Origin of the sequence: Anabaenopsis elenkinii CCIBt3563 (assembly GCF_015245355.1) — a bacterium.
GTDB lineage: Bacteria > Cyanobacteriota > Cyanobacteriia > Cyanobacteriales > Nostocaceae > Anabaenopsis > Anabaenopsis elenkinii.
On record NZ_CP063311.1, the window covers coordinates 1211865 to 1225121 of the forward strand.

11 protein-coding genes are annotated in these 13257 nt (G+C 41.3%); 1 reads left to right on the forward strand and 10 read right to left on the reverse strand.

Translation table 11 applies throughout. The annotated features are described in order from the left end of the window. Positions 1-44 precede the first annotated feature (44 nt). The 7 genes from IM676_RS05400 to ilvN all read right to left on the reverse strand — a co-directional run bounded on the left by IM676_RS05400 (position 45) and on the right by ilvN (position 8736). Positions 45-236 (reverse strand): hypothetical protein, encoded by a 192-nt coding sequence (locus IM676_RS05400; RefSeq protein WP_200989271.1) that lies wholly within the window; start codon positions 234-236, stop codon positions 45-47. Between the two features lie 153 nt (positions 237-389). Beyond that, a complete protein-coding gene (locus IM676_RS05405) occupies positions 390-707 on the reverse strand; it encodes a hypothetical protein (protein ID WP_200989272.1) in 318 nt (105 codons plus the stop codon). Between the two features lie 466 nt (positions 708-1173). Continuing rightward, entirely contained in the window at positions 1174-1434 is a 261-nt protein-coding gene (locus IM676_RS05410; RefSeq protein ID WP_200989273.1) for a hypothetical protein, read from the reverse strand. A 376-nt stretch (positions 1435-1810) separates the two neighbouring features. Beyond that, positions 1811-2590, reverse strand: coding sequence for a peptidylprolyl isomerase (locus IM676_RS05415; protein WP_200989274.1), 780 nt, complete (start codon positions 2588-2590; stop codon positions 1811-1813). 23 nt (positions 2591-2613) lie between these two features. Further along, positions 2614-4167 (reverse strand): HlyD family efflux transporter periplasmic adaptor subunit, encoded by a 1554-nt coding sequence (locus IM676_RS05420; protein ID WP_200989275.1) that lies wholly within the window; start codon positions 4165-4167, stop codon positions 2614-2616. A gap of 54 nt (positions 4168-4221) precedes the next feature. Continuing rightward, positions 4222-7296, reverse strand: coding sequence for a peptidase domain-containing ABC transporter (locus IM676_RS05425; protein ID WP_200989276.1), 3075 nt, complete (start codon positions 7294-7296; stop codon positions 4222-4224). A gap of 921 nt (positions 7297-8217) precedes the next feature. Further along, entirely contained in the window at positions 8218-8736 is a 519-nt protein-coding gene (ilvN, locus tag IM676_RS05430; protein WP_200989277.1) for an acetolactate synthase small subunit, read from the reverse strand. 178 nt (positions 8737-8914) lie between these two features. On the opposite strand from ilvN, the gene IM676_RS05435 reads away from it, so the two are divergent. Continuing rightward, entirely contained in the window at positions 8915-9244 is a 330-nt protein-coding gene (locus IM676_RS05435; protein WP_200989278.1) for a BON domain-containing protein, read from the forward strand. On the opposite strand, the gene IM676_RS05440 is transcribed toward IM676_RS05435, so the two are convergent. The 3 genes from IM676_RS05440 to ispG form a co-directional block, all read right to left on the reverse strand. Continuing rightward, positions 9245-10150, reverse strand: coding sequence for an alpha/beta fold hydrolase (locus tag IM676_RS05440; protein ID WP_200989279.1), 906 nt, complete (start codon positions 10148-10150; stop codon positions 9245-9247). Positions 10151-10206: 56 nt separating this feature from the next. Continuing rightward, the gene (gene ctpC, locus IM676_RS05445; protein ID WP_200989280.1) at positions 10207-11493 is read right to left on the reverse strand and encodes a carboxyl-terminal processing protease CtpC; all 1287 of its coding nucleotides are present in this window, start codon (positions 11491-11493) and stop codon (positions 10207-10209) included. 159 nt (positions 11494-11652) lie between these two features. After that, a complete protein-coding gene (ispG, locus tag IM676_RS05450; RefSeq protein ID WP_200989281.1) occupies positions 11653-12879 on the reverse strand; it encodes a (E)-4-hydroxy-3-methylbut-2-enyl-diphosphate synthase in 1227 nt (408 codons plus the stop codon). Positions 12880-13257 lie beyond the last annotated feature (378 nt).

A 13257-nucleotide genomic window follows, 5' to 3' on the forward strand; every position in this document is an offset into this window, starting at 1 on the left:
TCAGTAAAATTGGGAAAATTATCTCGTTTTATAGTTGATTTTGTTCACCGCACTAATCTAGCTTTAGCCGATGTTACAGAACTGCTAGAACTGCTACCAGCAGAAACTTTTACCGCAGTGGTTTGAATAACTTCACTTTCACTATTGGGCGATGCTGAAACCACACTTTTAGCCTCACCAATAATCTGGCCATCCGATGAGACTATACGTTTCACTGTAACTTGATAACGAGGCATAATCTGATTTCTCAGTAAATAAATGAGTAAAGACCACAGAAGCAGAAGAGGTGCAAACTAACTTTTATATTGGTAATTCGTTAATTGCTTCTATCCCTGCTTCTGCGGTCAAATTCCGTCAAAGAAATAATCTATATCTTTGATGATTGGGACTTAGTACTTGTATTTTTTCTTAGGTTCTCTTAGAGCTGCTGCAGTTGAACGGGAAGCAGCATCAGAAGAAACACCTTCATATACTTCTGCAAAAGTGATAGTTTCAGCATCGGTATTGTGACCATATGCTTGAGCTACTGCTTGAGCATCAGCAAAGTTACCGTGAATATCAACTTGTACGTCAAGTTTCTTACGAATATCAACATCTACTTTACTTTCGATTGTTTCAAACTTCTTGTTTTTGATTTTGAAACCGCCACCACCAACAACAGCAGAACCGTCAACAGCTTCTAAAATATTTAAGTCAGAAATAATCATGAGCCTTTCCTAGAATTTTTACGCTGGGTTGAGAATTGTTTTTTATAACCAAGTTCCGCTTGGCTATATTTAGAATATAGCTAAGATTTTAAAGAAAAAGAATAGCCATTTATTTTATTTTTAAGAAAAATAATTCATATACAGATTAATAGTAACTCAATTGATAGCTATACGCAACTCTCGGCGTCAACACTCATATATTTATTTGGTTGGGAGTGGGAGGGTTTGTAACTGTCTATGATATCCATTGCAATATAAATCAATAAATAAATAAAAAAAATCGCTGGAATGCTTTTTTAACAATTCCAGCGAGCTTCTCACTACCTGATTTCAATTGGAGAAATACAGGGAAACTAACTAAATTCGGTTGTCAGTATTCTCATATATAGCATCAACTTAATAATGCTGAGAGCCCCTGAGAACATGAATGGATTCTGTTGGTCTTTAGTTAAGGCGATAACTAAGCCTAAGAGTAAGAGTTATAAGGTTCGCACTTTGTGATATATACTTTTGTAGGCTCTTTCTTGTTATCCTTTTCATCACATTTTTGATAGCATACTGTATCACATGGATCATAAGACTTGGTTGGTTTATAATAGTTGGGCTTTTCATCATACTTAGTTGGCTGATATTTGGGCTTTGTATCATATTTATACTTCCTGCCACAACCGCCAACCACATTTTCTGCGCTAACTGTTTCTAAGTTATTTAAATCGGAAATAATCATGGATATTCTCCCAGAAAGATTAGTTGTAATAACCGTGTTTTTCACATCAGTTATATTTTTAAGATAGCGCATTAACTAGCTAATTAAACAACTTATGCAATGGTATTTTATGAACTATATTTAGATGATTATTGATGGAAAATGAATAGTTATAACAATATAGAACTCTATAATATGAGTCCTATATTCATCTATTTAATAATCAGAATATTCTGACCAGAAGTTGGGGATATTTAGGAAATTAATAGGAAATTAAAAAGATATGAGATTACCCCCTATCCTTAGTAAGGAAAGGGGTTAGGGGTGAGGTTACTCAAACATTACATCAATTAAAAATTAATGATATTTCAGATTTTCAACCAGCAAAGCCCATAAATTAGGACAGCTTGAGTAATTCCTTGTCAGGCTGTAAGCTGTTTGAATCAAGATGAGTAATTATTTCTATACAGTCCAGTTGTTGCTTTAACCAACTATTGAATAATTCTGTAATAATTTTCTCCCGTAAGGACTCATCTAATTGGGGTTGAGTAATTTCTTCCACCCAAATTAAATATACCCCTTTTGCAGTCCCAATGGGCTTGATAATTTGGGGCGGACTTGCAGCAAATACAGCCGCCGCAATTTCTGGGCGAAAATCTTTGCGGTGTCGCCTTCCTTGGTATCCATAAGTACTGCGAAGCTCAGGATCCAAGATATATAGGCGAGCAATTTCTGGAAAACTGGTTTCTCCCTCTTCTAGCGCATAAAACATTTCTAACGCCAAGTCTTTATCATCAAAAATGATTTCATAGGTAATGGCGGCGACATAATCGAGTTGGTGTTGATAAAAACACTGTTCAACTTGAGACGCAAATAGATGATTTGCTACCTTCTGAGCCAGAATTTTGTTATATACTGATTCTTCAAACTCATTCACAGAAAGATGGTGTTTTTCTAGCCATGTCAATGTATCTTGAGCTTTAACAAGCTTCTTTGCTAAACGGAGATTATCCCCTTCTTGCTGAACTTCTCCCGGGGTCACGGTGATTTGCGCTTTTTGTGCAGCTTCCTGAATAATTTTTTGAGAGGCGATCGCCTCTATCAGACCAGGAACTTGAGAGGATAGTTTGAGGCTGTGAATGATATCTGCCGTGGAAATATTGATAATTTGAGACATGATACAATTCCGGAAATAAAGTATTAAAGCTCTAAACCATTTTTGTGCAACTTCTTGAACGGATCTAAAACAAAATCAATCACGCGGCGCTGACGGACAATAACTTCAGCATTTGCTGTTTGACCAGGGGTTAATGGAATACGTTCTCCATCCTTTTGGATATAGTTCTGTTCTAAAGTGATTTCTAACTCATAGGTTTCTATATTTCCTTGAGGTGTTTGAGCCATTTTAGAATTGGGAGAAATTCGAGAAACACGCCCTTGGACGATGCCATATTCCTGGAACGAGTAAGCATCAAACTTGACTTTTACCGGCATTCCCACATTTAAGAAGCCGCTATCTTCGACGGGCATATGAGCTTTAAGGATGATATCAGTATTTTCCGGGGCAATGTCAGCAATTCTTTGACCAACTTGTACTACTTCCCCGGGCTTAGAGACTGGTAACTCAAAAATTACCCCATCCACAGGCGATCGCACCACTCGTTGCTGCATTTGTAAATTCAACGACCTAATTTTGCTCTGAGTTTGGGTAATTTCCAATTGTAAACTAGCAACTTGCTTTTCTAGATTTTGAAGTTGTTCTTGATATTTCAGCACAGCCAATTTACCAGTTTGTAGTAAACTTTGATAGCTGTTTTCTTCCCCTTGTAGTTGCAGTTTTGCCCGCTCGATATCAGACTGTAACTGATTCATCGTCGCCTCATAGCGACTCATTTCTTCAGTCAAGCGTAATTGTGCCTGTTTGACATCAGATTCCGCCCTGGTGTAAATGCGTCGGCTTTCCTGCTCTTCTTTTTTAACTTGGTCAACTTGATTGAGGGGAACCGCCCCATCGTTCAAAAGTTGCTCAAAACGCTGGACTTGCCGAGCATCTATACTCAAACGCTCATAAGCTGAATGTTGCTCATTTTCAGCAGTTTTAACCTGCTGCTGCACTTGACTCAATAATGCCTGTCTTTCTAACCTTTGCAGGTTATAAATACTTTGTTTGTAACCAAGATTTTGTTTTGCCTGGTTAACTTGGGACATTTTCTCTAAGGCTTGAAACTGATTTTGTTGTTTCTGAATACTTAGTGTCAGCTGTAGTTGATTTCTGAGCACATCAAACTGGGTTTCTTGATTTAACAGTGCTGAAAGTTTAGCCTCAGCTTGCTGAAGTTCAGTCTGCAAAATCTCAGAATCAAGTTCTAATAGCACCTGTCCCACCTTTACAGTGTCCCCTTCAGCCACCTTCACAGCTGTGACATTGCCCACGGCTTGGGAGTCTAATTTTTGTGTTGCACCTTGAGGCTCTATACGTCCTCTAGCGCTACCAGTTTCATCTACTCTCGAAAGGGTGGCCCAGGGTAAAGCCAAAGCCCCAAAGCCCACTAATACATACAACACCCCACGAGTCCAGACCTTTGGTAAAGCATCTAGTAGCTCCTCAGTACCATAATATAAATCCTGAGTATTACCTTCTGGAATCGACTCGTGAGATGTCGTGGTTTCTTCTTGGGGTTGAATATAAACTTTATAGTCATCCTCTTCTTGTTTGAGAAGTGCAGATGAGGAATTTGACGAAGCATATGACATAGTTTTATGGAAAGTTAGGGTTGGCAAAAACCGATGGATGATCGGTTGTTCAACTTAAACTACTTGACCTAGTTGTTGTTGATTGAGATAGTAGTAATGTCCTTTTTTGGCAATTAATTGATCATGAGTACCGCTTTCCACTAACACACCGCGGTCTAAAACCAAAATTAAATCTGCATTGCGGACTGTGGACAGGCGATGAGCAATAATCACACTGGTACGCCCTTTAAGTATGGTTTTGAGGTTATTCTGAATAATGCGCTCTGATTCTGAGTCTAGGTGACTGGTGGCTTCATCAAAGAGTAATAACCGGGGATTACCCACTAAAGCCCTAGCAATAGCTAGGCGTTGGCGTTGTCCACCGGAAAGCATTCCGCCACTTTCACCAATTTGGGATTCATAGCCCATTGGTAAGTTCTGAATAAATTCATCGGCGCCAGCTAATTTGGCCGCAGCGATAATTTCTTCTAAGGTGGCCTGTGGGTGAGCAATACTAATATTTTCTCGAATAGTACCACCAAATAAAAAGGTATCTTGGTCTACTACACCTATTTGAGAACGCAGCGATCGCAGCGCCATATTAGTAATATCACATCCGTCAATCAGAATCTTGCCATCTGTAGGTGGATATAAACCCAAAATTAACTTGCTGAGTGTAGTTTTTCCCGAACCACTGCGCCCCACCACAGCCACCATTTGCCGCGGCTGAATTTCAAAGTTGATATTTTCTAAGACGTTGGTCTGACTTTCTGGATGATAGCGAAAAGTAACATTGTCAAAGCAAATATGTCCGCGCAGTATCCCTAGAGGTCTGCGGTTTTGAGTTTGCAAGTTTTCTTCTGGTTGTGCATCTAAAACATCATTAATCCGTTCTGTAGAAATAATAATTTCCTGCAATTCATTCCACAGCATTGATAGCCGTTGAAAAGGACTCAAGACATTACCCACTAACATATTGAAAGCTACTAACTGCCCCATAGTTAGTTCTCCTTGAATAACTTGCCAAGCACCAAACCACATCAAGGAAGCATTTACAAAAGTTTGAATAACGCCACTCATAATTTGCAAGCGGTTACCAACCACTTGAGCATTAAAGCCTTTTTTCACCAAATCATGGAGCAGCTCTTCCCAACGCCAGCGTACTGTCTGTTCAATGGCTAAGGAGCGCACTGTACGAACTCCTGTGAGGGATTCTATAAGATAACTATTTTCTTTGGCTCCCGCATTGAAAACTTCTCTGGAAATGCGACGCAAAATACTTGTGCTAGCCAGTGCCAAAATAAAAAATGGCGGTACTGTTAATAGTACGAAGACAGTCATACTCCAGCTATACCAGAACATGATGCTTAGATAGATGACTAATGTCAGCATATCCAGGATGATTGAAAGAGTCTCACCCGTGAGAAAGCGCTGGATTTTTTGGTTTTCTTGAATCCGAGAAATAATATCTCCCACATAACGGGACTCAAAATAAGCCAGGGGTAAGCTGAAGGTATGTTTAATAAAACCCACCAGCAGGGAAATGCTCACCCGATTAGCTGTATGCTCTAAGAGATATTGTCTGACTGCATTCATGGCAATACTAAACAAACCAAATACAATCATCCCTATACCCACGGCGTTGAGGGTGGGAATGCTGCGCTGCACCAACACTCTATCTAGTAATAACTGGGTGAATACCGGCGTTACCAGTCCAAATATTTGCATCAGCACACTGGCCACGAACACTTCTACCAGTACCCAATAGTGAGGTTTAACTAACTCAAAAAACTTCCAGAAGCCGGGGTTTTCATCCTTGGTTTTTTGCAGTAGTTCTGTAGGTTGTAGTAATAACGCATACCCAGTCCAACCGGCATTAAATTGGCTTTTGGTCAGGGTGCGTTGACCAATGGCGGGGTCACCAACAATTACCTGCTTTTTGCTGATTTCATAAACGACTATAAAGTGATTACCTTGCCAATGGGCGATCGCCGGTAAAGATTGTTCGGCAAATTTACCAAAGGTGGCTTTGACCGGACGGGTAGCAAAACCCAGGTTTTCCCCTACTGCTGCTAAAGCCTTTAGAGATGCACCACTGCGATCAACATTGGTCATATTCCGCAAGCGATTCACACTCAACTGCTTACCCCAATATTTACCAATCATCACTAAGCAAGCACAGCCACAATCGGAGGCGCTTTGTTGGGCATAGAAGGGATAGCGTTTACTGAGCTGTTGCCACCAATGCCCTATTTTCACTTTGGGGCTGGGAAAGTAAGGGAGTGTTTGATTTGAATTTTTCTGTGACTGTCGTTCTCTGTGGGGAAAGGGAATCACCTTGGCTGTGGGGGATGGGCGCGCTCTTGGGGATGAGGTTCCTTGCCATTGTGTCTTCACAGTTGTATTTAGTTCACGCTCACTCACAAAGGAAGCTAATTCTGGACAGTGTTCTAGTGCTTTTTCCCACTGTGAACTTTTGAGGATGTAAGCAATGGTTGGTTGGATGGCTTGCCATGTACCTTGATTCGGTTGGGCGGAGATTTGCCCTGGTACTAAAGAGTTACCCTCGGAATCCAGCAGTTGACCTTTATACAACAGCCATAACTGGGAATCTGCAAATTGTGTATTTACACAGCCAATCTCTAGGTTGTGTCGCTCAAACACTGTTAAGGCTTTGACCATGGCCTGAAATTGGGCGGGTTGTGTGGGGAATTGTCCGTTTTGCCGACACCACATCAGTAAATCCCACATTTGGGCACGAGATAATAGGCGATCGCGCATCTGAGGATATTTGTCGAGCAAATCTTGCAATACTTCTTGTCTGAGATACCCCAGTTGTAGGTTTTGTGAGCTTCTAGCGGTGTAATGACTCAAGTTTTCCTCTGGAAACAAGGTTATTTCACCAAATGAAGATGAGGCTGACAGGGTGGTAATTAAATTATCAGCACTATCTGATAGTCTGACTTTACCGGCCAGAATCATGTAAATACCAGGGTTCATTCCTGCGGATTGCCAAAACTGTTGTGCTACTGGCGGCTCTATCAGTTCCATAGATGCTAAACAGTTTTGCAGGTCTGATTTTGCCAGCTTCTCTCCTAAGGTATCCGTGAGTTTTTCACCTAAATGTTGTGGCGAAAATACTGTTGTCATTATCTAACCTCCAAAACGGCATTAGTCAACTGAATGACTCATAAAAACTTGGTGTATAGTAAATGCCTGATTTAGAGTTAAATATTGGTATATTTACTTTTTATAGTTTGCTCTGGGAATATCTATAAAATATTTTTTTCCCTAGGGGCATTTCCTCATTACAAATATTCCCCATCATGCTGTGTATAAGTATACCCATATTTTCCATATTCCTGGATACCCATGGCTACACAATGGATGATTGATTTATGCAAAATATCTCATGTTAACCAGAATATTAGTAGGTCGATAAAAATAAATCCAAGTTGTTTACAAAGGCTGTCATCTGCTCAAAACCAGAGAAAATTACTACAAGCACCACTACAAGCAGTTAGTAAATTTGAAGTTTAATCTTACCTACTTAATTAGTTGATCAAATGAGTATCTCATCCTTGTATCAGCCTAAAATTAATTAACCTTAGTAATGTTTATTGTTAGATTTTTCGCAATTTTGTTTGTGATCACTAATGTACTCAACCATCAACTTTGTAGCAGTTTTTTAGTCTTCTTGTCATGCCATAATGGCATATTGTTAGGATATATATATTTTTTTATTCCTCTAGATAATTTTATGTCTTTAACAATCAATTACGCTATAATTTTAATCAATATGTTAGTAAATACCAGTATTTGCCATACTATAAATATGTAAATACAGCATATTTCATCTAGATAAGGTAAATAAGGGAGGGCTTTCCTACCCACCCCACAAAATTTATGATCTTAATTTTTGTACTTTATTTACTCCTAATCTGCTGTTTGATCAGACAAATACCCGACCTCTCAAAGAAGTCGGGTATTTAATGATGACATCAAACTTAAAAGAAAATATTTGCTGCTGGTCAGGAATCAAGTTCTGACGACCAACTGGCGGGTGCGAAATCAAACCTTAACTTCTAAAGACTTCAGCAACTCAGTATTGACACGAGACTCACGAGTCAGGGCAATTTTACCAGTGCGGGCGATTTCCCTCAAACCAAATTTTTGTAACACTTGGACGATGGCCACCATTTTACCAGGGTCTCCCACCACTTCCAAAGTTAAAGAATCCTCTGCCACGTCCACCACTCGCGCCCGAAAAATATGAGCTAATTCCACTACTTCTGCACGGTTGCTGCTAGTAGCATTCACCTTCAGAAGCATTAACTCTCTCTCTACACAAGGAGTTTCGGTAATGTCTTGTACTTTGAGGACGTTGACTAATTTATACAGTTGCTTGGTGAGTTGCTCAATCACGCGATCGTCCCCAGGTACAATCATCGTAATCCGGGAAACTCCTCCTTGCTCTGCTGGACCAACGGCGAGGCTTTCTATATTAAAGCCACGACGCGCAAATAAACTGGAGATACGGGAAAGAACACCCGACTCATCTTCTACCAAAACTGAAAGGGTATGTTTCATATTCCGCAAAACAGGTTCAGGCGATTATTTTGCTCACCGCGCTATCTTTTATCTTTTATAGAGATTATTTTAGTGTACAACAAAAGAGTAAATATCTTTTCTACGACAGATGTAGATTATTTGTCATGCTTTGATGATGGATACAGAGTATTTAATCAACAATGGGAGAAAATAAGTTATGGGTTGGTTGAAAAGAATTTTTGGATTAGAGAAACCCCCCTCTCAACAAGTACAGCCCAGTGCTGGTACTACTACATCAATTCCCCCAGAACGTTTAGGACTTGATGGAGAATACGACCAAAGTGGTTTAGCCAAGCGTGTTGCATTGGCTTTTGATCAAGATTCCCAACTGGGGGATATTGATACTCTCTGGGTGGCTCAAACAGGTAGTACTGTGGTGTTAAAAGGTCGGGTTCCTAGTCAGGATCTTCTCAAAAAGATGGTTGCTGTAGCCCGTTCGGTTCATGGTGCTGCATCTGTGAACACTGATGAGGTGACAGTTAGCTAATTAGATATGTCTGTTAACCCAATCTAGAATTACCTGATTCACTCTTTCTGGACATTCATCATGGGGACAATGACCGACATTTTCTAAGTAGAGTAATTCTAGGTTCTGGTTGTATTGAGTAAATCTGCGCCCCAATGCAGGAGGAACAAATCTGTCTTTTTGTCCCCAAATTAGCAGCATTGGTGCTGTAACGGTTGGTAATATAGCTTTTACACTAGGACTAAAGTTAACAGCGATCGCCGCTCTAAACAAGGCAATAAAAGCACGAAGTGCGCCCCGGTCTTGGGGAGGCCCTGCTAAAATTTCTATCAGTTCATCGGTGATGGCCTCGGGTTTGGCGTAAGCCATACTAGCCCAGCGACGTACAAAGCCGGGTTGACGGACGAAGTGAAATATGGGTTTAAGGAGCAAAGGGGAAGCAACTAATTTTTTAACTGCCATGACCACAGGTCGCATAACAGGCGGGATGGCCTCTTGTTCTAAAGATGGGTCAGGTAAACTCATCATAACTATACCTTGAACCATTTCTGGATGGGCAGCCGCAGCGGCTAAAGAAATCAGCGAACCGTTAGAATTACCGATTAATATGACTGGTTGACGGATAAATGCCTGCCAAAATTCATATACCTGCTCTACCCACAGTTGTATACTATAATTGGCTGGGGCTTTTTTAGATGCACCAAACCCTAGCATATCCAGGGCATAGACTGTATGGTGTTGCCCTAATACTTCTAAGTTATGTCGCCAATGACCAATGGAAGCACCAAAACCATGGAGCAGGAGTAAGGGTGTAGTTTTGTGGGAAGGTGTGCTAGGTCGGACATAAGTATAACGAGTTTGCCATCCTCGCCACACCCAATCTCTTTGATTACCAATTCGCTCTTGCCAGTGTACCCTATTGGTCACTTTTTCCTCCCACTGCTCACAGGAGTGCATAAACCTGCACCCCTTAAGTATCAAACTTACTTACTTTCTGAACTCCTGAGACTTCTAGCGGCAATTTCTTTACCCAACACTTCCACGGCTTTAGCAAATTGAGGGTCTGCTAGTGTAGCCAGTTTTTCACGCTGTCTCAACCACAATTCCTGACGCTGTTCATCAGACAATTCCACAGTCACATCGGGAATCACCCCATGTTTATTAATATCTTTACCACTGGGAGTATGATATTTAGCAATTGTCACCGCTAACCCTGAGCCATCTTCTAAAGGACGTACAGATTGTACTAAGCCTTTACCGAAAGTTTGAGAACCCACCAAAACAGCACGGTTATTGTCCTGCAAAGCTCCTGAGAGAATTTCACTGGCGCTTGCCGATCCTTTATCCACTAAAACCACCAAAGGTTTATCAGTTAAAGCACGTCCCCTGGCCACTTCCCGCTCCTGTTCACCCCCACGGTCAATAGTGGAAACAATTGTCCCTCTATCTAGCCACATGCGGGCAATTTCCACACTGGAGTAGAGTAAACCACCGGGGTTACCACGCAGGTCTAGAATATATCCATTGACCCGTTGCCTTTCTAAATCCCTGATGGCGCTTTGCATTTCCCTGCTAGCATTGGCGCTGAACTGATTCAGGCGAATGTACCCTAACTTACCTACAGGCGTTTGCTGACTAGAATATTTAACAGGATGAATTTCGATGCGGGCGCGTGTGATTTCAAACTCTTTGACATTACCGTCCCGTTCAATTGTCAGATTAACTTTTGTTCCCGGCTCACCACGAATTAGGGATACTGCTTGGTTCGTATCCATACCCTTGGTATTTTGACCATTAATTGCCCTAATCACATCCTTAGCCAAAATGCCGGCCTTAAATGCAGGTGTATCATCAATGGGGGAAATGACCACAATTTGCTTGGTTTCTTCATCTTGACTAATTGTGATCCCAATACCTGTGAGTTCCCCTGAAGTGTCCACTTGCATATTCTTGAACTCTTCAGGATCCATAAACCGGGTGTAGGGATCATCTAGCCGTTGCAGCATTTCCCGGATGGATGCATAGGCATCTTCCTGACTGGTGTAGTCTTTGCTCAAGAACTCCTTCCGCACAGCCAGCCAATTAACTTGATTAAAATTCTCGTCTACATATTGCCTTTGAACAATTTGCCAAACTTGATCTACCAACTCTTTGGGACTTGGTTTAAATAAAGCCTGACCTCGCGAGTGAATGCCAAGGCTGGTAACAGCAATGCTGGAAAGAGTTACCGCCGTAGCACCCAAAACAAGTCTACTTTTTGTAATCACCATAATGACAGCTGCGTCGGAGGGAGGAATTTATAGTCGGTATGCCCAATCTAACACAGGGTTGCACTGGAGAGAGCAGGCATGTGTTACTAATTTCATTACAATAGTTGACAATCCGGGGGACTGGGCATTGAGGAGAGATTTTCCCCAATACCCACCTGTTCACGGTTCTACCCAACGCCCATCTGCTTTAATCAGGTTAATCAATTCCTCCACACCTTGTGCTTCTGGAACTTTTTTAATTTCTTCTCTACCACGGTATAAAGAAATGTAACCTGGTGTTTTACCAACATAACCATAGTCGGCATCTGCCATTTCTCCAGGACCGTTGACAATGCAACCCATAACTGCTATGTCCAACCCAGTTAAATGTTTGGTAGCTTCCCGAACTTGGTGTAAGACTTCCTCTAAATTAAATAAAGTCCGCCCACAAGAAGGACAAGCAACATACTCCACCATTGTTTTGCGCAGTCCTAAGGCTTGCAGGATGCTGTAACAAACGGGAATTTCCTTTTCTGGGGCTTCTGTGAGTGATACGCGAATTGTATCGCCAATGCCATCACTTAGTAATGTGGCAATGCCCGCAGTGGATTTAATCCGTCCATATTCGCCATCACCAGCTTCTGTTACACCTAAATGCAGGGGATAATCCATCCCCAGGTCATCCATGCGTTTGGCCATGAGGCGATAGGCTGCTAGCATCACCGGAACTCGTGAGGCTTTCATGGAAATTACTAGGTTACGAAAGTCTAAAGATTCACAAATGCCAATAAATTCTAAGGCAGATTCTACCATGCCTTCTGGGGTGTCGCCATAGGTAAATAGCATCCTTTCGGCCAGAGAACCATGATTTACACCTATTCGCATGGCTTTACCTTGATCTCGCAAGGAAATTACTAAAGGTTTTAAAGTTTCACGGATTTTGTCGCCAATTTCTTCAAATTCGCTTTTGGTATATTCGCTTCTATTGGAGTTTGGTTTCTCAAACACATATAATCCCGGATTTATCCGTACTTTTTCAATGTGCTTGGCGACTTCCAAGGCAATTTTCATGCCGTTGTGATGCACATCGGCCACAATTGGTACGTCTTGGTAAGTTTGAATTAATCTTTTTTTTATGTCCGCCATCACTTTGGCATGGGCCATACTGGGTACTGTGACGCGGACAATTTCACAGCCAATTTCGTGTAAACGACGAATAGCTGCCACTGAACCATCTATATCCAGGGTATCCTCGTTAATCATCGACTGCACTACCACTGGGTAGTTACCCCCAATCATGACATTTCCCACCTTGACGGGACGAGTTTTTCGCCGCTTAATAGTGGTATCAAAGGTGGCTTGATTTGCTGTCTTGTCAACGGTTGTAAGATTTGGCAGAGTTTGCATAACCTAATTAGGTAAATTGACTGTAGTTAAAATATAAGGTTGAAAGTCTCTGTATTTCAGATTGCCACAGTTAGACTCTTTTTGGACATTTAAAAAACACGTGAACAGGTATAGCCAAAGTCAAAAGTGAAATGCTGACTATGAGAGGATGTTTGTCAAGTCATGATTAGTGTATCAACTATTGCTTGACCCCACCCTCTCCTTGCAAGGGTAGGTTTTTAATATGATCTGTGAAGGCAAGACTAGGAAGACAAGGAAGGAAAGTGGACAAGGAAGATTTTATACGGACAATGGTCTTTTAAGGGGCTATTTTTCTTACTAAAAATACAGACTTTGTACTGTTTTTCTCCCTTGTCACCTTGTCCACCTTGTCCACCA